Annotated in this window: 23 protein-coding genes; 11 read left to right on the forward strand and 12 right to left on the reverse strand. The window is 34.4% G+C overall.

Annotated elements, in window-relative coordinates; translation table 11 throughout:
• Positions 1-193: 193 nt before the first annotated feature.
• The 9 genes from tgt (at position 194) to G9Q29_RS11190 (ending at position 8,789) form a co-directional block, all read left to right on the forward strand.
• The gene (gene tgt, locus G9Q29_RS11150; protein WP_166137227.1) at positions 194-1,324 is read left to right on the forward strand and encodes a tRNA guanosine(34) transglycosylase Tgt; all 1,131 of its coding nucleotides are present in this window, start codon (positions 194-196) and stop codon (positions 1,322-1,324) included.
• A gap of 75 nt (positions 1,325-1,399) precedes the next feature.
• Positions 1,400-2,488, forward strand: a complete 1,089-nt coding sequence (locus G9Q29_RS11155) for an LptF/LptG family permease (RefSeq protein ID WP_166137230.1) — start codon at positions 1,400-1,402, stop codon at positions 2,486-2,488.
• The gene (locus G9Q29_RS11160; RefSeq protein WP_166137233.1) at positions 2,475-3,365 is read left to right on the forward strand and encodes a DMT family transporter; all 891 of its coding nucleotides are present in this window, start codon (positions 2,475-2,477) and stop codon (positions 3,363-3,365) included. Before G9Q29_RS11155 ends, G9Q29_RS11160 begins: the two co-directional genes overlap by 14 nt.
• Before the next feature lie 112 nt (positions 3,366-3,477).
• The gene (locus G9Q29_RS11165; protein WP_166137236.1) at positions 3,478-4,431 is read left to right on the forward strand and encodes an acetyl-CoA carboxylase carboxyltransferase subunit alpha; all 954 of its coding nucleotides are present in this window, start codon (positions 3,478-3,480) and stop codon (positions 4,429-4,431) included.
• A gap of 146 nt (positions 4,432-4,577) precedes the next feature.
• The gene (gene dnaB, locus G9Q29_RS11170; protein ID WP_166137239.1) at positions 4,578-6,122 is read left to right on the forward strand and encodes a replicative DNA helicase; all 1,545 of its coding nucleotides are present in this window, start codon (positions 4,578-4,580) and stop codon (positions 6,120-6,122) included.
• A gap of 167 nt (positions 6,123-6,289) precedes the next feature.
• Positions 6,290-6,685 (forward strand): hypothetical protein, encoded by a 396-nt coding sequence (locus G9Q29_RS11175; RefSeq protein WP_166137242.1) that lies wholly within the window; start codon positions 6,290-6,292, stop codon positions 6,683-6,685.
• A 2-nt stretch (positions 6,686-6,687) separates the two neighbouring features.
• Entirely contained in the window at positions 6,688-7,329 is a 642-nt protein-coding gene (locus G9Q29_RS11180; RefSeq protein WP_166137245.1) for a hypothetical protein, read from the forward strand.
• Positions 7,326-8,117, forward strand: a complete 792-nt coding sequence (locus G9Q29_RS11185) for a sensor histidine kinase (protein WP_166137248.1) — start codon at positions 7,326-7,328, stop codon at positions 8,115-8,117. Before G9Q29_RS11180 ends, G9Q29_RS11185 begins: the two co-directional genes overlap by 4 nt.
• Positions 8,118-8,120: 3 nt before the next feature.
• The gene (locus G9Q29_RS11190; RefSeq protein WP_166137251.1) at positions 8,121-8,789 is read left to right on the forward strand and encodes a response regulator transcription factor; all 669 of its coding nucleotides are present in this window, start codon (positions 8,121-8,123) and stop codon (positions 8,787-8,789) included.
• 14 nt (positions 8,790-8,803) lie between these two features.
• Here G9Q29_RS11190 and G9Q29_RS11195 read toward each other — a convergent pair whose 3' ends face one another.
• Positions 8,804-9,460 (reverse strand): DUF547 domain-containing protein, encoded by a 657-nt coding sequence (locus G9Q29_RS11195; protein WP_166137254.1) that lies wholly within the window; start codon positions 9,458-9,460, stop codon positions 8,804-8,806.
• A gap of 336 nt (positions 9,461-9,796) precedes the next feature.
• Between G9Q29_RS11195 and G9Q29_RS11200 the strand changes: the two genes are divergently transcribed.
• Positions 9,797-11,053: an asparagine synthetase B gene (locus G9Q29_RS11200; RefSeq protein ID WP_166137623.1), complete on the forward strand. Its 1,257-nt coding sequence runs from the start codon at positions 9,797-9,799 to the stop codon at positions 11,051-11,053.
• Positions 11,054-11,130: 77 nt separating this feature from the next.
• On the opposite strand, the gene G9Q29_RS11205 is transcribed toward G9Q29_RS11200, so the two are convergent.
• The 11 genes from G9Q29_RS11205 to G9Q29_RS11255 all read right to left on the reverse strand — a co-directional run bounded on the left by G9Q29_RS11205 (position 11,131) and on the right by G9Q29_RS11255 (position 20,261).
• Positions 11,131-11,937 (reverse strand): endonuclease/exonuclease/phosphatase family protein, encoded by an 807-nt coding sequence (locus G9Q29_RS11205; protein ID WP_166137257.1) that lies wholly within the window; start codon positions 11,935-11,937, stop codon positions 11,131-11,133.
• Between the two features lie 75 nt (positions 11,938-12,012).
• Complete coding sequence (locus tag G9Q29_RS11210; RefSeq protein ID WP_166137260.1) at positions 12,013-12,309, reverse strand: hypothetical protein; 297 nt, start codon at positions 12,307-12,309, stop codon at positions 12,013-12,015.
• Between the two features lie 191 nt (positions 12,310-12,500).
• Positions 12,501-12,788, reverse strand: a complete 288-nt coding sequence (locus tag G9Q29_RS11215) for a hypothetical protein (RefSeq protein WP_166137263.1) — start codon at positions 12,786-12,788, stop codon at positions 12,501-12,503.
• A gap of 176 nt (positions 12,789-12,964) precedes the next feature.
• Positions 12,965-13,633 (reverse strand): response regulator transcription factor, encoded by a 669-nt coding sequence (locus tag G9Q29_RS11220; protein ID WP_166137266.1) that lies wholly within the window; start codon positions 13,631-13,633, stop codon positions 12,965-12,967.
• A 9-nt stretch (positions 13,634-13,642) separates the two neighbouring features.
• The gene (locus G9Q29_RS11225; protein ID WP_166137269.1) at positions 13,643-15,325 is read right to left on the reverse strand and encodes a tetratricopeptide repeat-containing sensor histidine kinase; all 1,683 of its coding nucleotides are present in this window, start codon (positions 15,323-15,325) and stop codon (positions 13,643-13,645) included.
• A gap of 178 nt (positions 15,326-15,503) precedes the next feature.
• A complete protein-coding gene (gene rplT, locus G9Q29_RS11230; RefSeq protein WP_086453231.1) occupies positions 15,504-15,848 on the reverse strand; it encodes a 50S ribosomal protein L20 in 345 nt (114 codons plus the stop codon).
• A 173-nt stretch (positions 15,849-16,021) separates the two neighbouring features.
• Complete coding sequence (gene rpmI, locus G9Q29_RS11235) at positions 16,022-16,219, reverse strand: 50S ribosomal protein L35 (protein WP_022827375.1); 198 nt, start codon at positions 16,217-16,219, stop codon at positions 16,022-16,024.
• Between the two features lie 118 nt (positions 16,220-16,337).
• Positions 16,338-16,895: a translation initiation factor IF-3 gene (gene infC, locus G9Q29_RS11240; protein ID WP_370637578.1), complete on the reverse strand. Its 558-nt coding sequence runs from the start codon at positions 16,893-16,895 to the stop codon at positions 16,338-16,340.
• A 16-nt stretch (positions 16,896-16,911) separates the two neighbouring features.
• On the reverse strand, positions 16,912-18,858 hold the full coding sequence (gene thrS, locus G9Q29_RS11245) for a threonine--tRNA ligase (RefSeq protein WP_166137272.1): 1,947 nt from the start codon (positions 18,856-18,858) through the stop codon (positions 16,912-16,914).
• 294 nt (positions 18,859-19,152) lie between these two features.
• Positions 19,153-19,761, reverse strand: coding sequence for a hypothetical protein (locus tag G9Q29_RS11250; protein ID WP_166137275.1), 609 nt, complete (start codon positions 19,759-19,761; stop codon positions 19,153-19,155).
• A complete protein-coding gene (locus tag G9Q29_RS11255) occupies positions 19,761-20,261 on the reverse strand; it encodes an RNA polymerase sigma factor (protein ID WP_166137278.1) in 501 nt (166 codons plus the stop codon). Before G9Q29_RS11255 ends, G9Q29_RS11250 begins: the two co-directional genes overlap by 1 nt.
• 267 nt (positions 20,262-20,528) lie before the next feature.
• On the opposite strand from G9Q29_RS11255, the gene G9Q29_RS11260 reads away from it, so the two are divergent.
• The gene (locus G9Q29_RS11260; RefSeq protein WP_166137281.1) at positions 20,529-21,833 is read left to right on the forward strand and encodes an NAD(P)/FAD-dependent oxidoreductase; all 1,305 of its coding nucleotides are present in this window, start codon (positions 20,529-20,531) and stop codon (positions 21,831-21,833) included.
• Positions 21,834-21,842 lie beyond the last annotated feature (9 nt).

Genomic DNA, 21,842 nt, shown 5'->3' on the forward strand with positions numbered 1-21,842 from the left:
TGCTACTGTAGTTCACAAAATGAGTATGTATACGGCTTGGAATATTTTTTTTGATGCGGATTTCTATTTAACCTATCTTTGCCAGCCGAACAAACGGGTGAAATAGGTTCGCACGAAAGGCGTTACGCAGGCTGATTTTGTTAAAGAAAGTCTTTGCGGAAGGTTTAGGCGACTGAAAAAATAGAAGTACCAGATGAAATTTGATTTATTAAAAAAAGATCCGCTATCGAAAGCTAGAGCGGGAAGTATAACTACTGATCATGGGGTGATTGAGACCCCAATTTTTATGCCTGTAGGTACTGTAGCCTCTGTAAAAGGAGTGCATCAACGTGAATTAAAAAACGATATCAACCCAGATATTATCTTAGGAAATACCTATCACTTGTACTTGCGTCCGCAAACTGAAATTCTCGAAAAAGCAGGCGGATTGCATAAATTCATGAATTGGGACCGTAATATTTTGACCGATTCAGGCGGATACCAAGTCTATTCACTTTCAGCAAATCGTAAAATTAAAGAAGAAGGGGTAAAGTTTAAATCGCATATTGACGGTTCGTACCACTTTTTTACACCAGAGAATGTAATGGAAATTCAGCGTACCATTGGTGCTGATATTATCATGGCTTTTGATGAGTGCACGCCTTATCCTTGTGATTACCGCTACGCGCAACGCTCTATGAAAATGACGCACAGGTGGTTGGATAGATGTATCAGTCATTTGGATAAATTACCTTTTAAATACGGGTACGAACAAACTTTTTTCCCAATTGTTCAAGGTAGCACGTACAAAGATTTGCGTATGCAATCTGCAGAGTATATTGCCAATTCAAATCAGCAAGGAAATGCCATTGGAGGTTTATCAGTAGGAGAACCTGCCGAGGAAATGTATGCCATGACCGAGGTGGTTTGCGAAATTTTACCCGAAGACAAACCTCGCTACTTAATGGGTGTAGGTACGCCAATAAATATTCTAGAAAATATTGCGTTAGGTGTTGATATGTTTGACTGTGTAATGCCTACTCGTAACGCGAGAAACGGAATGTTGTTTACAGCGAACGGTACCATCAATATTAAAAATAAAAAGTGGGAAGCCGATTTTTCACCACTTGACGAAATGGGAATCACTTTCGTGGATACCGAGTATACCAAAGCGTATTTGCGCCATTTGTTTGCTGCTAATGAATACTTGGGTAAACAAATTGCTACAATACACAACCTTGGTTTTTATATGTGGTTGGTTCGTGAGGCTAGAAAGCATATTTTAGCTGGCGATTTCAAGCCATGGAAAGAAATGATGGTAAAAAACATGAGTCAACGTTTGTAAAAAAATGTTTAAGGTTTCAAGTTTAACGTTCTAGCGCTGACTTTAAACCTGAAACTTTAAACTTTAAACAAAAAAATGCTTACAATAATAGACAAGTACATCCTAAAAAGATATTTGGCCACTTTTGTGGTCATGTTATTGTTGTTTATCCCAATCGGAATCGTGGTTGACGTATCTGAAAAGATTAATAAGTTACTCGAAAACAAGGTTCCGTTTTCAGAAATAGCCCTATACTATTACAACTTTACGGTGTACTTTGCTAATTCGCTGTTTCCTATCTTTTTGTTTTTGTCGGTGATTTGGTTTACGTCAAAATTGGCCAATGATACAGAGATTATTGCTATTTTGAGTTCCGGAACTTCATTTACTCGTTTTTTACGACCGTATTTGATTGGTGCCTCGATTGTATCGGTTTTTGTCTTGTTGATGGGTTTTTACGTAGTGCCGTCAGCAAGTGAAGGTTATAATAATTTTAGGTACACTTATTTAAAAGGAAATGGTAAAGAAGCCATGCGTGGCGACAATACGGATGTTTATCGCCAATTAAATGACAATGAGTTTATCTACGTAAACAGTTTTAATACAGAAACTAAAACAGCCTATAGTTTTACTTTAGAGAAATTTAAAAACAATAAGTTGCAGCAGAAAATAACTGCTACTCGAATCACTTGGAACCCAAAAGACAGTACCTACACATTATACGATTATACTAAAAGAACGGTAGGCAAATTAAGTGATGTTATTGTGAAGTTACCTGAAAAAAAAGCCACTTTTGCTTTTGACTTAGAAGATTTGACACCTGTTGTTTATATTGCAGAGACCTTAAATTTGGGCAAATTGAATGCTTTTATTGCCAAAGAACGAGAACGTGGTTCTTCAAATATCAATGTGTATTTGGTGGTGTTGTACAAAAAATACAGTATTCCAGTTTCAGCTTTTATCTTAACTATTATAGCGGTTGCAGTTTCGTCAATGAAACGCAGAGGCGGTATGGGAACTAATTTGGCAACAGGTATTGCATTGGCATTTGCCTTTGTGTTCTTTGATAAAATATTTGGTGTACTGGCCGAAAAATCGAGTATACCGCCTTTATTAGCCGTTTGGTTGCCAAATATTGCCTTCGGAATTTTAGCCATTTACTTATTACGAAATGCAAAACGATAATTTAAAAAGTTACTTAAACCTTCATTTAATTGTTTTTATTTGGGGTTTTACGGCCATTTTAGGCGCATTGATTACCATTCAATCGGATGCTTTGGTTTGGTTCAGAATGTTTTTTGCCGGATTGTTTTTGGCACTTTTTATTGTGGCTACCAAAAAATCGTTTCGGGTACCTTTACGATCTTTCTTCAAACTACTTTTTGTTGGCTTGTTAATAGCCTTGCATTGGATTTTCTTTTTTCAAGCTATAAAAGTTTCTAACGTGTCCATCACGCTTTCTGTATTTTCTTTGGGAGCCTTTTTTGCCTCATTACTAGAACCACTGTTTTATGGACGTAAAGTACTCTGGTACGAGGTGTTTTTTGGACTAATAATTATCGCTGGTTTGGCTTTAATCATGCAAGTTGAGGTAAATTACATCAACGGAATGTTGTTTGCTTTAGCTTCGATAGTGCTAGGTGTTTTATTTACGCTTAGTAACGGGAAATTAATTGCTCAGCACGATCCCGCTGTAATTTCTTTTTATGAATTTGTAGCTGGAGTTTTCTTTATTTCAATTTATTTAATGTATCAAGGCGTTTTTACAGCTGACTTTTTTACGTTAACCGCTAAAAATTGGGTGCTAATTTTAGTTTTGGCTTCAGTTTGTACTGCCTATGCTTTTACAGCGTCGGTCAAAGTAATGCAAAAACTTACTCCTTACACGGTTATGCTAACCACTAACTTAGAGCCTGTGTACGGAATTGTCTTGGCCTATTTTATCTTGGGCGGAAAAGAAAAAATGAGTTTCGAGTTTTATGTTGGTGCTGTCATTATTGTGCTTACCGTCTTGTTGAATGGGGTAATCAAACATTATCAAAAAGCAAAAATTAAGGAATAGAAACCCATTCAAATCATTCAAAAAAATACACATTAACACAATAATTACCTTTTCGAACGATTTAAAATTTTATATTTGCGGTTCGAAATAAAAACAAAAACGCAAAAATCCTATGGAATATTTAGATTTTGAGCTTCCTATAAAAGAGTTAGAAGAGCAGTTAGAAAAATGTCTTGTTATTGGTGCAGAATCAGATGTAGACGTTACAAATACCTGTAAACAAATCAATAAAAAACTAGAAGAAACTAAAAAAAATATCTACAAAAATCTTACGGCTTGGCAACGTGTTCAGCTTTCGAGACACCCAAATAGACCTTATGTTTTAGAGCATATCACTAATCTTACAAAAGGTACATTTTTAGAACTTTTTGGGGATAGAGCATTTAAAGATGATAAAGCCATGATAGGTGGTTTAGGCCAAATAAACGGGCAATCATTTATGTTTGTTGGTCAACAAAAAGGGATCAATACTAAAATGCGTCAGTTCCGTAATTTCGGGATGGCAAATCCTGAAGGGTACCGCAAAGCATTGCGCTTGATGAAAATGGCTGAAAAATTTGGTATCCCTGTAGTAACTCTTATTGATACTCCAGGTGCTTATCCAGGTCTTGAGGCTGAAGAGCGCGGACAAGGAGAAGCTATCGCGAGAAACATTTTTGAGATGGTTAACTTGAAAGTGCCAATTATTACTGTCATTGTGGGTGAAGGAGCATCAGGTGGTGCACTAGGAATAGGAGTGGGAGATAGAGTTTACATGATGGAAAACACTTGGTACTCTGTTATTTCACCTGAATCTTGCTCGTCTATATTATGGAAAAGTTGGGAGTACAAAGAACAAGCTGCAGAGGCTTTGAAATTGACATCAGCTGATATGAAAAAACAAAAATTAGTTGACGATATCATTCCAGAACCTCTTGGAGGAGCGCACTACGACAGAGAAACTACATTTAAAACCGTAGAACAATACATCTTGAAAGGTTATAATGAGCTGAAAGACTTATCAACAGCTGATTTAATTGCGCAAAGAATGGAGAAATATAGCAAAATGGGAGAGTACAAGGAATAAGCACTCCAAACTTATATTTACCTAACCGTCTCGTACTGCTATGAGACGGTTTTTTTTGGGGTTATAAACAAAAAATAGTTACTTATGAACATTTATTTGTAATAACTCCGGCTTAATCTTTTTTATAATTTTGTTACTTTCGTGCTATGGAAAACTTCAGAAACATCAATCCAGTGAAGGTTGATAAATCGACAATTATAAGCCTAGAAAAAGGAAAATTACAACCTCAAGTTATTGAATTAGAAGAGGCTGTACTTGGCGCCATGATGATTGATAAAAAAGGAGTAGATGATGTTATTGATATTCTGCAACCTGATGCTTTTTACAAAGAAGCGCACAAGCATATTTTTGAAGCAATTACGCAATTGTTTACTGATACACAACCTATTGATTTGTTGACTGTATCGGCACAATTAAAAAAGAATGCCAAATTAGAACTTGCTGGTGGCGATTTATATTTAATTCAACTGACCCAAAAAATATCATCTTCGGCACACATTGAATTTCACTCGCGAATCATTTTGCAAAAATTCATTCAGCGTAGCTTGATTCGAATTTCAACTGAAATTATCGAAGACTCTTACGATGAAACTACAGATGTATTTGATTTATTAGACAGAGCTGAATCTAAACTCTACGAAGTTACGCAAGGAAATATCAAACGTAGTTCTGAAACAGCACAAAGTTTGGTTTTACAAGCTAAAAAGCGAATCGAAGAAATTGCTGGTCAAGAAGGCTTGAGTGGTGTAGCCACTGGTTTTGACAAATTAGATAAAGTAACTTCTGGTTGGCAGCCTAGTGATTTAATTATCATTGCTGCGAGACCTGCGATGGGAAAAACGGCATTCGTATTGTCTATGGCTCGTAATATGGCAATCGATTTTAAAATGCCAGTAGCTTTATTCTCGCTCGAGATGGCATCGGTGCAATTGATTACACGTTTGATATCGTCAGAAACAGGTTTGTCTTCAGAAAAATTACGTACCGGAAAGTTAGAAAAACACGAATGGGAGCAGTTGAGTACCAAGGTTAAAAATTTAGAGAAAGCACCGCTTTTTATTGATGATACTCCATCGTTATCTATTTTTGATTTGCGTGCCAAAGCCAGACGTTTGGTTTCGCAGCATGGAATTCGAATTATCATTGTCGATTATTTGCAATTAATGACTGCTGGAGGTAGCGGAAAAGGAGGAGGAAATCGAGAGCAAGAGATTTCGACAATTTCTCGAAACTTGAAGGCATTAGCAAAAGAATTAAATGTACCAGTAATTGCACTTTCGCAATTGTCTCGTGCTGTTGAAACTCGTGGCTCAAGTAAAAGACCATTGCTTTCTGACCTTCGTGAATCTGGAGCGATTGAGCAAGATGCCGATATTGTATCGTTCCTGTACCGTCCGGAATATTATAAAATTGATGAATGGGATGATGACGAGGCAGCGCCAACGGCAGGTCAAGCCGAAATTATGATTGCCAAGCACCGTAATGGTAGTATCGAGAACGTTCGTTTAAAATTCTTAGGACATCTAGGTAAATTTGATAACTTGGAAGATTACAGCGGAGGATATGATGATTTACCTTCGAGTATGAATCAAGATGATAATCCGTTTATTACAAAAAATTTACCATCAGCAAATGAGGCTTTTGGTAGTAATTTTAATGATGATGAAGACGATAGTGATGTTCCGTTTTAATTAAATTGTTCGAAAAAAATATTTGAATCATATAAAAGCCTAAATTTCAAAAAGTTTAGGCTTTTTTAGTAAGTTGTAAAATTATACTGTTTTTGTTAAAATAATAAAAAAACGTTAGTTTAGCCTATCTTTTCTCGAACCAATAGAAACCACCTAATTTTAAAATAATGGATAAAGAAACCAATTCAAAAGAAAGAATTAAGAGTAAAAAACCAAATTCAATTTCATTAAAAACTGCTCAAAAATGGGCCAAACGTTGGTCTAAAAAAGAAGGTGATTATAACAAGCACCATCGATTAAATGCATTTTTAATTCCAAAAGAGGACTTGCTTGAAGTTTTGGCCGAGGGTGTTGATGCGGTAAGGGCTTATATTGGAGTTGATGATAATAATGTAGAAAAATTAATGATTGTAGGCACTAAGTTTAATGCAGCAACAAATACATACGTTGACATGATTACTGTTGGCGTTGATGGTGTTGGTCAAGGCGAAGACGATATTTATGATTTTACCAGACCCTGTCCAACTGTATGTGATGAAAGTAGTCCATTATTACAAAAATAGAAATGATTAAAATTCTCGCATACACAGGATATTTTGTTTTATTTCTTAATCTAATGCTTTTTTCTACTCAATTTTTTAAAGAAACCAAGGCCTATAAAATCTTTACAATTTATCTCGCGCTCTCCTTTATTATTCAAGTGTGGGCTGAATTTTTAATTTTGCAAAAGAGTAGTAATTTATTCCTTTCCCATTTTTATTTTATAGGACAATTCATCTTGTTAAGTGGGTTTTACAAGCAAATATTAAAACAAGATGGTATGCAAAATAAAATTGTAATAGCTTGTTTCGTAGTTGTTTTGTTGATTTTAGGCGTACAATTTGCTTCTGATAACACTTTGTTTTTTAGGTTCAATTTATTAGAAATTGTAATTACTTCAATTGTATTAGTTGTGTTGGCAAGTTTTCATTTTTATAATTTGTTAAATGAAAAAAAAGAATTTTATTACATGAACATAGGGATTCTAATTTATCTATTAGGAAGTACTATTTTATTTCTTGTAGGTAATTTAATGACGTCTTTGAGTGCAGAATTTAATAAAATACCATGGGTTTTGAATAGTTTTATGTATCTGTTGTATCAAATAATTATTTTGATCGATTGGAAAACAAGATTTTCAAACAACGAAATTAAGAACGAATTATGAAACCAAACACCCTTGCTGAAAATGAAATAATAGAGATTATTATCTATAGTTGCATTACATTTATCTTAATGGGAATTGTTTTGGTTTTGTTTTTTTATTTTTCAAGAAAAAAGATCATTCAAAAAGAATTGGAAAAAAAAGATCTAGAAATTCAATACCAAAAAGAACTATTGAGTGCTGTAATTCTTACTCAAGAAGAGGAAAGAAAACGCATTGCACAAGATTTACATGATGATATTAGTTCTAAATTGAACATTGTTTCCTTGAATAGTCATTTGCTTAACACGCCAAAATTATCAGAATTGCAAGTCAAGGAAATCACAACTACCATTATTGACTTAACAGGTAAAGCACTTGATAATTCGCGAAAAATAGCTCATAACTTACTGCCTCCAGTTTTGGAGAAATTTGGTTTGCAAGCAGGAATCGAAGAACTCTGTGAGGAGTTCAGTAGTAGTAAAGCAGTTAAAGTAAACTTTACTTGCAACACTAGTTTTGATCTTGCCGAAATTGATAGACATTTACATGTTTTTAGAATTCTGCAAGAATTAATGAATAATTCTTTACGTCATGGTAAAGCAACTCAAATTAATCTTGTGTTAGAAGAAAAAAATGGAAAAAAACATGGTCTTTATAGTGACAATGGAGTTGGTTTCGATCAAAAGTCATTTGAGAATCAAAAAGGACTAGGAATGAAAAACATCGAGAGCCGTGTCGCTTTTTTGAATGGAAATTTGCAATTGCAATCAGGAATTAATGAAGGAGTAAAAGTAAATTTTAATTTTTAAAAAATGAAAAACGATGTAAAAATTGCGCTTGTAGATGATGAAATTTTATTTCGCAAGGGAATATTATTTTTATTAGACCGCGAAGAAAATATCAACGTTGTTTTTGAAGCGGCAAACGGACAAGAGCTACTAGATGCCTTACATGATCAAAATGTAAAACTGCCAGATGTCATAATTATGGATCTTAAAATGCCTGAAATAAATGGGGTCGAGGCAACTAAAATTATTCATAGCACTTTTCCAAATATAAAAATAATAGCGCTTACAAGTTACCACACTAAATCTTTTATAGCAAATATGATTGCTGTTGGTGCCGTGGCTTATTTAATCAAAAATGCTACTCCGCAAGAACTTTTACTTACAATAAATGAAGTTGCTGAAAAAGGATTTTATTACACAGACGATGTGTTAAAAATTATTCAAGAAGATGGTTTTAATTCTAAAAAAACAAAATCTGTATTTGATGCAAATTTTTTGACCACTCGTGAATTAGAAGTTTTAAGATTAATTTGCGCACAAAAAAGTACAGCAGAAATTGCTGAGATTCTTTTTATAAGTCCTAGAACTGTTGAAGGACATCGAAATAATTTACTTTTAAAAACAGAATCTAAAAATAGTGCAGGCTTGGTAGTTTTTGCAGTTCAAAATGACTTAATGATCTACGACTTATAGGAAGGGGATGTTTTTTAGACCGTGAATTTTTTAAATCGCAACCGATGTTTTTGTAAATCCTTGTTTAAAATTAATTGCAGTATATTTTTGATACTGCCAAATCCACCAAAATCACCTGCATATTGACGTAAAAAAGAAGGGGTAAAGAGTATATTGTGTTGTGCGTTTTCTTGCGTTTGCTCTTGTAACAATGTAAGGGCAATGTTTTTTAGCTGTGTTTGTAAGCTTTCTGCATCATAGATTATTGTTGCGCTGGAGTTTGTTTTGATGTGTTGTAATGCAAAATGCACGTTGTAATTCAATTGATCAACAGCCATATTTTTAATGAACTGAGAGTAAAAAGGATTTTTTAAATACCCGAAACCTACATTTAGTTTTGTTTTTCTTAAAATGCCATGTTCGATATCATGTAAAGAAAGTAATGACCGAGCAACTTTGATCTTTTTTAGTTTATAATAATCCTTATTTTTTGTAACCTCATTTTGTTGTAGTAGGCAAAAAGCACTGTATAAATTGAGCCAAAATACAATTTTTAAACAATCGGTTGTTAGACTATTTTGAAGATTAGATGCTCGAATGTAGTATAGTTGTCTGCGATGCGCACTGGTATCGCCGCCTTTTTGAGCAAGAGAAAGCATTTCTTGGGCGATATTGACGTGGTAATTTTTCAAAAGAAAAAGTGTTTATTAAATTTAGTTACTGGCTTAAAAACTGGAAGCACAAAATATAGAATAACACTATGCTCCCAATTAGCACAATAATTCCTATTTTTTTTAAAAGTGTCAACATTTTTAATGGTGAGTTGTTTGGGTTTGGCATCATTACTAAGGTTCGCATAGTTTTGGTTTTAACTACTTGCGAATTTAGTACTAGACTGTAAACCATTTGTACGTGTTTTTACGTGTTTTGAAGTAAATTTTATGTGCAGAGTCATTTTATAGTTAAAATTAGATTTACTATTCTCCTTAGTTTCTATCTTTGAAATATCAAAAAAAAAATATCCTATGATGCAGCGACTTCTCTTTTTAGTGGTAGTGTTCCTTTCGATACAGGCAAAAGCTTCTTTTATTTTGTTGCCAATGGATGAAAGCTCGCAGAAAAATCATCTTAAAGCCTATGGAATCACTTTTTGGTGTATAGAAAAAAGTTACAAAGCTAGCTGGCTTTTAAATTACCGTGGTGGATCTTTTTTACTGCCTGATGCTGATGAAATTAGAAAAGAATGTCAAATTCGTGGAGTGAGTTTTGAAGTAATTTCAGATAACGAGCAACAAACAATTTTAAATGAAATTAATAGTCCGTCGCAAAATATGGAAGCTGTTATCCTCGAAAAAGCACCAAAAATTGCGGTTTATACCCCAAAAGGCAAACAACCTTGGGATGATGCGGTAACGCTAGTGCTTACGTATGCCGAAATTCCTTTTACAGCCATATATGATTCTGAGGTTTTGACAGATCAATTGCTTTTATATGATTGGTTGCACTTACATCACGAAGATTTCACGGGGCAATATGGCAAGTTTTATGGTGCTTATAAAAATACGCCTTGGTACATTGAGCAAAAAAAAGAAGCCGAAACTTTGGCCTCCTCTTTAGGTTATGCAAAAGTCTCTGAAGAAAAGGGTTTTGTGGCAAAAAAAATCAGAGATTTTGTAATTGGTGGAGGATTTATGTTTGCTATGTGCTCAGCAACTGACAGTTTTGATATTGCATTGGCAGCTGATGGATTAGACATTTGCGAAACTATGTTTGATGGCGATGCTAGTGAGGCCAATTATCAATCAAAATTGAATTACACGGGCGCTTTCGCTTTCAAGGATTTTACTTTAGAGCGTAAACCGGAACAATATGAATTTTCTGATATTGACATGACTTCTAAACGTCGTATTCCGATGGATAAAGACTATTTTACATTAATGGAATTTTCTGCAAAATGGGATCCTATTCCAAGTATGTTGTGTCAAAATCATACGCAGTTAGTAAAAGGCTTTATGGGGCAAACCACTGCTTATGATTCTAGTTTGATTAAGTCTAATGTTTTGGTCATGGGATCCTGTGAACTCAACAACGAAGCACGTTACATTCATGGGCAAAAAGGCAAAGGAATGTTTACTTTTTACGGAGGTCATGATCCTGAAGATTACCAACATCAAGTGGGTGATGCGCCAACCGTGCTAGATTTGCATCCTAATTCTCCTGGTTTCAGATTAATTTTGAACAATGTTTTATTTCCTGCTGCAAAGAAAAAGAAGTTAAAAACCTAAATTAATTCGGTTAAGAATCTTAATCCTTTATCATATTGTATAAAGAGTTTGAGACAGGTAAAGAATTTTTTTTTTAATTAGAGCAAAGAAAATTGAAACCAAATAGGAATGTGGTCTGAAATTTTTCTTGCTTCAAGTAACGTAGTGAAACTTGTATAAAAAGGCAATACGCCTTTTTGATCTACTTTTACCTTTGCTTTGTTGTAAAAAATGTTGTCAAATTCTGATGCTAAACAATTTCCTGCTACACATTTCTTTTTTAACGAAGTTTTTTGGCCTTTAAAAACTGGTTCATAGCCCATTTTTTTTAAAGGATTAAATACGCTGTGAGATTGCGGACAATTAAAATCGCCCAGGAATACCAAGTTTAAATTTGGGTATTGTTCGGGTAATAATTTAAAAAATTTGATTTCTGTTTCGGGTTGACGTTGCTTGGTTATGGCATGAAAATTTACCAAAGTAAAGGTTTTATTCTCGTATCTGAATGTACAGTAAAAAGGTTCTCGGTCAATTTCTTTATTGTATTTTTTTTCAAGCCAAGCATTTCCTAGCTTCTTAACTTTTGATGCTTGCCAAATAAAAGCATAACGTTCGGTTTTATAGGCACTACTACTTGTAGGATCGCTTACAACATAATCCCATTGCTTCCCCTTTCGATTGAGGTTGTCAACTAGTTGAGCGATAGCTTGGGCTCCTCCGGGTCCAGCAACGACCTCCTGGATGGCAATAATATCAAAATCTTTTACGGTATTAACTATGAAAAGGATTTCGTTTGCAGATTTTGACTTACCAAGATTTTCAATATTCCACGAGGCTACTCTTAATTGAGCAAAAGTGTAAAATGAAATAAAAAATAGCAGCAATAGAGGTATAAATCTTTTCAAACTAGTAAGTGGTGCTACAGTTAAATAATTTTCAAATACAAGGGATTTACGCCCTTTGTAATAGTAGTCATTCGGCTATTTTTTGGTTTTAAAATCATTTCTTGATTCCGATTGCAAAAGTACAGGATTCTCGAAAATAATCTTTCCTTTTTTACGTCGAGTACGATGTTTTGGATCACCTTTTGTTCGATTTGCGTTGTTGATGTCATCAGAGGGTAATTTGAAATCATCATTTTCTTTGAAGTGCTGCTTGAACAAAATTGTATTAGAGTTTGTATAATCGGACTTTAGTGTTTCAATGTGTATTTGATTTGCAGGTAATGAAAAGATAATAATTAAAACTAAGCACAAAATCCAAAGTGTTTTTTTCATTTTCTATGGTTGTAGCAGTCTAGTTGATAATTTTTGATTTACAAGAAACAAAAGTATGCTTGAAAATAATTCGTTTATTGTTTTATGTTTGTAAACAACATTAAATTGGTAACCAATCCATAAAGAAAACAGGAACTGGAGAAATTAGTATTGTAATAACAGTAGGAAGGGCTGAAGCATTGAAAGAACTTCTAAAGTTTGATCCAATTGGTAGCAATCCAATCTTGTAACTGACTTCTATGTATTTCGTTTTCTAGTGCTTCGTGATGTAAAAAATGTTCTACTTTTTGAAAACTAGCTTTAGTTTTTGGAACTTTATATTTTTCAAGAAATTGATTGCAAAAATTAACGACCTCGGCTTCTTCTGATTTGTCAACATATTCACCTTGCAAAACACTGATAGCATCAGGATGAGTACTATCTATAATTGATTGTGAATAACCTGAATAAGATAAATCTTTAGTAGTAAAAAGGGCCATTATTTGTTGTCTTAAAGTTTTCGAGTACAAACGTACCATCTTTGTAAAACAAAAGTTTACGGGAATCCGTAAAGGGCCACTTTTTTTTGGACTAAATGGGTAGAAAAACTGTTAAAAAAACGATTATTGGTTTATTATATCAGTTCAAAAGTAAAATACAATGGTTGAAAACGAAATTAGATTAAGCCTAAATCTTTGGTAATGGCTATTAACTGTACATTATTGTTGGCTTTAAAAGATAATTTTAGTTTGTTTATCCTTTTTTCAATGCTACTATGCCCGTTGGGTGTAAGATCTGATTGTTTGAATAGTAGCCCTATTTCTTCAATTGTACAACCGTCAGCAAGTGCCTTTAACAATTTAATATCGTACGCTTCGATTTCAAAAATAGATTTTTCTTGTAAAGCGTTGGATACAAAACTAGTTGGGGTATATGTTGCGTTGTTATAAAGTTGCTCAATTGCCCTCTTTAATTCAGGTATACTATCGCGACCTTTAAGCACGTAGGCATTAATACCAATGTTTTTGTATAATGATTGTATGCGATAAGACTTGTCTTCTATTGAAAAGACAATGGTTTTGATGTTTTTTTGAAGTTTTTTAATAGCAACGAGTAATTCCTCTCCAGATTTAATTCTAATTTCTCGATGATCTGGTTTAAATGATAAATCACAGATAAGAAGTTCAAAAGGTTTCTTATCATTTAATGCTTTTTTAATTTGCAAATAGGCGTCGTCACAATGCTTTGTATACTGAATCTCGTGAACTCCAATTTCTTTTAGAGCGGCTGTGAGTGAAAGAGCAATCGTGTCTAAATCTTCAGCAATTAAAACTTTATTAAACATAGAAGTAATTTATATCGGAATTTGAAATTGTACTTTAAAACCGGAGGTATTCATCGTTTCAAAAATAACGGTACCATCAATGCTCTGTATTCTGTTCTCTAAGTTTAATAATCCGTTTTTTCGGTGAAGTGATTTATTTTGTAATCCTACTCCATTATCATTATACGAGAGTGATAATTGATTTGAATTGGTTTCAAAAGTAAACACAGCAACAGAGCAATTGCTGTGCTTTTTCATGTTGACTAATAATTCCTGCACGATTCTAAAGATAGTAATTTTTGTATGGTTTTCGATACTGTTCCATTTTATAATGTCTAGTCCAACGGTAATAATATGCTGTTTTTGCGTATTAAAGTCAAAAAACAGTCCTTTTAAATTGGGTAAATAACTCGCTTCAGTCTCTATGCTATTATTTTCTCGTGAAATATTTCGAGTATGATTGTAAATTATATCCAAATTAGCAATGAGTGTTTCCTTATTTTCTTTTGTTGATAAATCTTGACCTTCGGCAAATGCTATAGTTTGAAATAAATCATTCGCCAACTCGTCATGTAGTTTTTGTGACAATCGTACTTCAGTAGAGTACGCAGCATTTACTTTTTCTTTTTTGCTATTAAGTCGGATTTTCTTAATGATAAAAAATCCAATCAAGGTCATTGTCGCAATGGTGAGGACAATGGTTATATTGCGTTTTTGTATTTTTTGTGCTTGCTGAATACTTTCGTTTTTAAGACGTAAATTTTCATCTTTTTCACGCTTGGAGTCGTATTTAATCCTTGCAAATGTATTTTTGGCTTTTTGTCTTGCTCCAACAAGACTGTCATTAATCCTTATGTAATCATTGGTGTATTTTATTAGCTCATCTCCTGGCTGAGTTTTGATTAATAATTTTAAAAACTCTAAAACGGAATCAGGATGACTAATTTTAAGTGCTGTTTGATATCCTTTTTTTGCATATGCTATTGCTAGTTTAGGTTCAGAATTAGCATGATAAAGAGAGAGATTATTGTAACTAGAAAGTAAGCCGTAATTATCTTTGATAGCTTCTCTTATTTTGAAGGATTCCATCATGTTTACAAGAGAATTGGGTTTGTTTAATTTGTATTGCACAAAGCCCAAATTATCTTTTATAGTTGCTACTAAGGATGAATCTTGATATATTATTTTTTTGGAAGAAAGAGGTTTTAATATAGACTCAGCTTGATTGTAAAGCTCCTGATATTTGTAAGCTAGTGCAATATTGTTGTAAATCGTTCCTTTAAATAATTCATCAGTTTTATAGTTAATTGCTTTTTTTAAATAGTAAATAGCGTTTTTATAATCTTGGGTAGCGATGTAATTTGAACCAATGTGAGCATAGATATTGGTTTCTCCATAAGGGAATCTTCTTGGTCCACTTAAATAGGGTAGTGCTTCAGTACTTGTAGCTTCGCTACCGACGTAGTCTCCTTGATTGTGCTCTATTGTCGCCATCCAAGTCAAAGAATAAACAATTCTAGAAGTATCTTGAATTTGCTCGGCTAAGTTTTTGGCTTTATTAAAATAGTAAAAAGCACTGTCGTGCTTGGCTTCATCGAAAACAGAATATCCACGTTCAAATAGTTTTTCAATCTTTGCTAGTTTTTTCTTTTTAAAAGCAGGATCTACTTTCTCTTTTTGGCAAGAAAAAGAGATAAATATAATTGTAAACAATAAAAAAAGGTTGGAAATTTTGTGGTATTTCATATCACGAAAATACCTATTTTATTTTAAAATCAAAACAATTTTAATCTTCTAATTCTTCCATTTAGAACAATTAAAAAACCCCATCTCACGAACGTGGATGGGGTTTTTTTATAAGTAAGTAATCTAAATTGAGTTGATAAAACGTTTATTTTACTTTATTAAGTACTGCTTTGAAGGCTTCTGGGTGATTCATTGCTAAATCAGCAAGAACTTTACGGTTCAATTCGATACCGTTAGCTTTTACTTTACCCATAAACTGTGAGTAAGACATTCCTTCTAATCTAGCTCCTGCGTTAATACGCTGAATCCACAATGAACGGAAATTTCTCTTATTCACTTTTCTATCGCGGTAAGCGTAGCACATTGCTTTCTCTACTGCGTTCTTTGCAACTGTCCAAACGTTTTTACGTCTACCAAAGAAACCTTTGGCTTGCTTCATTATTTTTTTTCTTCTTGCTCTTTTAGCAACTGAATTTACCGATCTTGGCATAATTTTTAATTTTTTTTTGTAGCAGGCGTCCCGAATTTAATCAAGAGAACTTAAAGGCCATACTCCAAGGTTATTGAAATTGTTTTAACCTAAAGAAATCTTTAGTCAAATGTCAAAAGCCGAATATCGAAAGTGTGAACTTTAGACTTTAAGACTTTCTAACTTTGGACTTATTAGATAATTCTTAATTGTTGTTTGATGCTTTTCATATCTGTTTTGTGAACTAACGCTGAGTGTGTCAAAGCTAATTTACGTTTTTTAGATTTTTTAGTCAAGATGTGACTTTTAAAAGCATGCTTTCTTTTAATCTTTCCAGAACCAGTAACTTTAAAACGTTTCTTGGCGCTAGATTTGGTTTTCATTTTAGGCATTTTTTCCTAGTGTTTTTAATTTATTCTTACTTACTTATATTGCAATAGTCGCAAATTTTTTAAAGTTTTAAAACCTAAAGTTGTTTACTTTTGACTTTAAGACTTTTGACTTTGAGACTTACTTTTTCTTCTTAGGAGCAATGAACATGATCATTCTCTTTCCTTCCAATACCGGCATCGCTTCTACCTTACCAAATTCTTCTAAATCTGTTGCTAATCTTAATAACAAAATTTGACCTTGGTCTTTGTAGATGATAGAACGTCCTTTGAAAAATACAAACGCTTTTAATTTAGCTCCTTCTTTTAGGAATTTTTCAGCATTTTTTCTTTTAAATTCATAATCATGCTCATCTGTTTGAGGTCCGAAACGGATTTCTTTTACCACAACTTGTGTAGATTTCGCTTTCAGCGCTTTGTCACGTTTCTTTTGCTCGTAAACAAATTTCTTGTAATCCATGATTTTACAAACTGGCGGCTCTGCATTTGGCGAGATCTCAACTAAATCTAGTTCAAACTGATCGGCTAAACGCAATGCTTCTGCTAGTTTAAAAACACCTGGTTCGATGTTTTCTCCTACAAGCCTCACTTCTTGTACACCACGAATAAGATTATTTATTCTGTGTGCATCTTTTTTTTCTACGCGAGGTTGGTAACCTCTGTTGCTTCTTATTGCTATGACTTTATAATTTAAGTTAAACTGTAAATACTTTCAATGTTTTGCTAATTTCCTCATTTACAATAGCTGCAAATTCTTCTATTGTAACGGTAACATTACCTTTTCCTTCTTGTCCGTGACGTCGAATTGAAATGGTTCCGTTCTTTTCTTCTTCTTCACCTACAATCAACATGAACGGTGTTTTTTGCATCTCGGCATCTCTAATTTTCTTACCGATAGTCTCATTTCTATTGTCAATGAGGGCGCGAATTTCGTGATTTTCTAGCAAATCTAAAACTTTTTTCGCATATATTTCATATTTCTCGCTCAAAGACAATATTATAGCTTGTTCAGGCATTAACCAAAGCGGGAAATTTCCTGCTGTGTGTTCTAATAAAATAGCTATAAAACGTTCCATCGATCCAAATGGTGCTCTATGAATCATTACCGGACGGTGCAATTCATTATCAGAACCCTTGTAAGTCAAGTCAAAACGCTCCGGTAGGTTGTAATCTACTTGGATGGTCCCTAACTGCCATTGTCTTCCTAAAGCATCCTTCACCATGAAATCTAACTTTGGTCCGTAAAACGCAGCTTCGCCGTACTCCACAACAGTGTTTAAACCTTTATCTGCTGCGGCATTGATGATGGCATTTTCTGCTTTTTCCCAATTTTCATCTGTACCAATGTATTTGTCTCTGTTCTCTTTATCGCGTAATGATATTTGAGCGGTAAAGTTCTCGAAACCAAGTGATCCAAATACGTAAAGAACCAAGTCAATTACTTTTTTGAATTCTTCGTCTAATTGTTCTGGTGTACAAAAAATGTGTGCATCATCTTGAGTAAATCCACGTACTCGGGTCAAACCGTGCAATTCTCCACTTTGTTCGTAACGATATACAGTTCCGAATTCAGCGTAACGCTTTGGTAAATCTTTATATGACCAAGGACGAACGTTGTAAATTTCACAGTGATGCGGACAGTTCATCGGTTTTAATAAAAACTCTTCTCCTTCAGCAGGTGTGTTTATCGGTTGAAAACTATCAGCTCCGTATTTTGCATAGTGACCTGATGTTACATACAATTCTTTTTGACCAATATGTGGCGTAACTACTTGCTCGTAACCCGCTTTTTTCTGCGCTTTTTTCAAAAATTGCTCCAAACGGTCTCTCAATGCAGCTCCTTTTGGTAACCACAATGGTAATCCTTGTCCAACTTTTTGTGAAAAAGCAAATAATTCTAATTCTTTACCTAGTTTTCTGTGGTCGCGTCTTTTCGCTTCTTCGAGTAATTCTAAGTATTCAGTCAGGTCTTTTTGTTTTGGGAATGAGGTACCGTAAACACGAGTCAACTGTTTGTTTTTCTCGTCTCCACGCCAGTAAGCTCCGGCAACACTCATGATTTTCATGGCTTTGATAATTCCTGTGTTCGGAATATGTCCACCACGGCATAAATCTGTGAAAGTATCGTGATCACAAAAGGTAATCGTTCCGTCTTCCAGATTAGTAATTAACTCAGTTTTGTAAACGTTGTCTTTGTATAGTTCAAGTGCTTCCGCTTTTGTTACCGGACGTAATTTAAATTCGTGTTTTCCTCTTGATATTTCTAAAACTCTGTCTTCGATTTTTTTGAAATCAGCATCAGTAATTTTGTGATTTTCAAAGTCTACATCGTAGTAAAATCCATTAGAAACAGCTGGTCCTAGAGTTAACTTTATACCTGGGTACATTTCTTCTAAAACCTGAGCCATTACGTGTGAAGTCGAGTGCCAAAAAGCTTTCTTTCCTTCTGCATCGTTCCAAGTGTACAATGTTAGACTTCCGTCGGTGGTCAATGCAGTGGTGGTTTCAACAGTGGTACCATTGAAAGAAGCCGAAATTACATTTCTTGCAAATCCTTCGCTTATGCTTTTAGCAACATCCATGGGAGTCGCTCCTGGAGCAAACTCTCTAATTGACCCGTCGGGCAAAGTAATCTTAATCATTGTTTGATAGTTTTATACTGCAAATATAGCCCTTTACAAAAACACAAGCAATAGTTGGCCTAGGTTTGTTTCAGTAAATGATGCGATTGTGGAAGTAAATATAAATCAGATTTTATTTGAAACTAATTATACTCTAATTTCACATAAAAAAAGGAACCAAAAAACAGTGCGATTGTTTTTTGGTTCCTTGGTTTTATAAAACGTTTTCCGTGCTTACGAACTTTTATTTTTTAAGTGAATCTCCATAATGAAAAACTTTGTCTGTTTGTATTTCATTGAGGTCATAACTTCATATTATAAGTCAATTTTTTTCAATTCGGTGTAATTTTTTGATAATCTCGACAAGAAACTACCGTAAATGAGCTTGTAAAAACACCAAATTAAACCCATGATAATCACTGCAAAAATCAATATTACAATTATGTTTTCGCTATCTAAAAGCTCTGCTTGTGAATTTGCTGCTTTTTGCCCTTCATTGAAACCTTCTATTGCTGTATAGGTACCTGTGAGTCCACCAAACACTATATTCCACAAAATATAAAATTTAACGACTTTACGTGTGGTCAAAATTTGTTTTATGAGTTCTTTAGCCGAGGTTAGGGTGGATATTAATCTGTAGTTCCTGAAAAACAATACAATAAAACCAAAAATTACAACGTAATTGATGATCTCAATCGTTTTGATAATCGGATGTGCCAACACAAAAGCATCGTACTCTTTACTGTTCATGAAAAACGATAGACCATTCAATAGTACAAATTCCAGTATACTTACAATCAATATCCATTTCACTACCGATGATGATTTTTTGTGAATCATCTGGTAGATAGCGTCTGCGCTCACTTGTTCGAAAGAGTTTTCACTCCTTTGCCAGTCTTTTTTTAGTAAATCCAGTTCTTTCATTATCCTAATGGATTTAATATTTTTTTTAATTTCCCTTTAATTCTGTTCATTTTTACCCTTGCGTTAACTTCGCTAATACCCAATGTTTCTGATATTTCTTGGTAATCTTTATCTTCTAAATACATAAAAATTAACGCCTTTTCAATATCATTCAACTGGTACACTGCGGCATACATTAATTTTAATTGTTCTTCCTCCTCATAATTGTACTCCACCTCATTTAAAAAATGCTGCCTTCCCTCAAATTCAACGGTATTTATTGAGCGTTTGGTTTTGCGGTAAAGCGTAATGGCTGTGTTTAAGGCCACGCGGTAGGCCCAAGTGCTAAACTTGCTATCTCCTCTAAATTTAGGATACGCCTTCCATAATTGAATCGTGATTTCTTGAAACAAGTCTTTATGCGCATCGTCACCATTGGTATACAACCTACAAATCTTGTGGATTATATTCTGGTTTTCTTGCAATTGCTGCACAAAGGATTGTTCTAATTGTGTACTCATATTTACGTTAGTACTGCGCTTCTGGATTTTGTTACAAAACTGCTGTTTTTTTCTAGGAGCAGGAATTTTTCCTTTCTATAAGTCGCCCAGTCCCGCTTTCCGCTGTATCCTCGCCCAAAAAAAGGCGAGGGATGCCGCTGCTATCGGGGCTCTAAAGTCGATTAATTTTCATAAAACTAATAATTTTATTTTGGCTTTTTACTGCTTTGATCTTGCTACTTACAAAATAAATGTACCTTTGATTACACCATTTTCATTTTGAATACTATGAATATTCCTAAATCTACTTTGCCGCGCGTTGTTATCATTGGAGGCGGATTTGCTGGTTTAGCAGTTGCTAAAAAACTCAAAAACAAAAATTTGCAAGTCGTTTTGCTTGATAAACACAACTACCATACGTTTCAACCTTTGTTGTATCAAGTGGCTACAGGAGGTTTAGAGGCGGGCTCGATTGCTTATCCCATCCGAAAAGTAATTCAGGAGTACCGCGACTTTTATTTCAGGTTAACCAATGTGCAAGAAATTGATACGCAAAACCAGAAAGTTAGTACCGAAATTGGTGATTTAAGCTATGATTATCTGGTGATTGCCACTGGTTCTAAAACCAATTTTTTTGGTAATAAAGAAATTGAACGCAACAGTATGTCAATGAAAACCATACCGCAATCGCTTAATATTCGCAGTTTGATTCTTGAAAATTTTGAACAAGCGGTGCTCACACAAGATCCTACAGAGCAAAAAGCGTTGATGAACTTTGTTCTTGTAGGCGGTGGTCCAACGGGTGTAGAATTAGCAGGTGCTTTGGCCGAAATGAAAAAGGCCATTTTGCAAAAGGATTATCCCGATTTAGATATGGGCAAAATGCAAATTAATCTCATTCAAAGTGGTGATCGCATTTTAAATACTATGAGCGAAGAATCATCTGCAGCGGCGCACCAATTTCTGGAAAGCTTAGGTGTGGTGATTTGGAAAAATGTACGTGTGACCAATTATGATGGCCGAACCATTACTACAAATTCTGACCTGCAATTTGAAACCGCTACAGTGATCTGGACCGCGGGCGTACAAGGTGCTTTACTCGCCGGAATCAAAGGGAGTGAATTGGTAGATAAAGCAGCCAGAATTAGAGTCAACGAATTCAATCAAGTTCGCGGACTTAATAATGTTTTTGCCATTGGTGATATCGCTACTATGGAGTCAGACTTGTTTCCGCAAGGGCATCCTATGATGGCGCAGCCTGCTTTACAGCAAGGAGAATTATTGGGCGAAAACTTAGTGCAACTCATTCATAACAAACCCATGAAAGCTTTTGAATACAATGACAAAGGTTCTATGGCAACTATCGGAAGGAACAAAGCGGTAGTAGACTTGCCAAAATATCATTTTCATGGTGTTTTTGCTTGGTTCGTTTGGATGTTTGTGCATTTATTTGCCTTGATTGGTTTTAAAAACCGAGCCGTTGTTTTCTTGAATTGGGTGTACAACTACATTCGATTTGATCGTGAAGGCCGATTAATTATTAGACCCTATAAAAAAAGAAGTTTTACCACTTTTACCACTGATGAATTGTAGTCCAATGTA

The organism is Flavobacterium turcicum, from assembly GCF_011365745.1.
In the GTDB taxonomy this organism is placed as follows: domain Bacteria; phylum Bacteroidota; class Bacteroidia; order Flavobacteriales; family Flavobacteriaceae; genus Flavobacterium; species Flavobacterium turcicum.

What these genes read in the sequence shown, in the direction of transcription:
- tgt (WP_166137227.1), top strand. Translation starts at nt 194, where the DNA reads ATGAAATTTGATTTATTAAAAAAAGATCCGCTATCGAAAGCTAGAGCG.
- G9Q29_RS11155 (WP_166137230.1), top strand. Translation starts at nt 1,400, where the DNA reads ATGCTTACAATAATAGACAAGTACATCCTAAAAAGATATTTGGCCACT.
- G9Q29_RS11160 (WP_166137233.1), top strand. Translation starts at nt 2,475, where the DNA reads ATGCAAAACGATAATTTAAAAAGTTACTTAAACCTTCATTTAATTGTT.
- G9Q29_RS11165 (WP_166137236.1), top strand. Translation starts at nt 3,478, where the DNA reads ATGGAATATTTAGATTTTGAGCTTCCTATAAAAGAGTTAGAAGAGCAG.
- dnaB (WP_166137239.1), top strand. Translation starts at nt 4,578, where the DNA reads ATGGAAAACTTCAGAAACATCAATCCAGTGAAGGTTGATAAATCGACA.
- G9Q29_RS11175 (WP_166137242.1), top strand. Translation starts at nt 6,290, where the DNA reads ATGGATAAAGAAACCAATTCAAAAGAAAGAATTAAGAGTAAAAAACCA.
- G9Q29_RS11180 (WP_166137245.1), top strand. Translation starts at nt 6,688, where the DNA reads ATGATTAAAATTCTCGCATACACAGGATATTTTGTTTTATTTCTTAAT.
- G9Q29_RS11185 (WP_166137248.1), top strand. Translation starts at nt 7,326, where the DNA reads ATGAAACCAAACACCCTTGCTGAAAATGAAATAATAGAGATTATTATC.
- G9Q29_RS11190 (WP_166137251.1), top strand. Translation starts at nt 8,121, where the DNA reads ATGAAAAACGATGTAAAAATTGCGCTTGTAGATGATGAAATTTTATTT.
- G9Q29_RS11200 (WP_166137623.1), top strand. Translation starts at nt 9,797, where the DNA reads ATGCAGCGACTTCTCTTTTTAGTGGTAGTGTTCCTTTCGATACAGGCA.
- G9Q29_RS11210 (WP_166137260.1), bottom strand. Translation starts at nt 12,309, where the DNA reads ATGAAAAAAACACTTTGGATTTTGTGCTTAGTTTTAATTATTATCTTT.
- G9Q29_RS11215 (WP_166137263.1), bottom strand. Translation starts at nt 12,788, where the DNA reads ATGGCCCTTTTTACTACTAAAGATTTATCTTATTCAGGTTATTCACAA.
- G9Q29_RS11220 (WP_166137266.1), bottom strand. Translation starts at nt 13,633, where the DNA reads ATGTTTAATAAAGTTTTAATTGCTGAAGATTTAGACACGATTGCTCTT.
- rplT (WP_086453231.1), bottom strand. Translation starts at nt 15,848, where the DNA reads ATGCCAAGATCGGTAAATTCAGTTGCTAAAAGAGCAAGAAGAAAAAAA.
- rpmI (WP_022827375.1), bottom strand. Translation starts at nt 16,219, where the DNA reads ATGCCTAAAATGAAAACCAAATCTAGCGCCAAGAAACGTTTTAAAGTT.
- thrS (WP_166137272.1), bottom strand. Translation starts at nt 18,858, where the DNA reads ATGATTAAGATTACTTTGCCCGACGGGTCAATTAGAGAGTTTGCTCCA.
- G9Q29_RS11250 (WP_166137275.1), bottom strand. Translation starts at nt 19,761, where the DNA reads ATGAAAGAACTGGATTTACTAAAAAAAGACTGGCAAAGGAGTGAAAAC.
- G9Q29_RS11255 (WP_166137278.1), bottom strand. Translation starts at nt 20,261, where the DNA reads ATGAGTACACAATTAGAACAATCCTTTGTGCAGCAATTGCAAGAAAAC.
- G9Q29_RS11260 (WP_166137281.1), top strand. Translation starts at nt 20,529, where the DNA reads ATGAATATTCCTAAATCTACTTTGCCGCGCGTTGTTATCATTGGAGGC.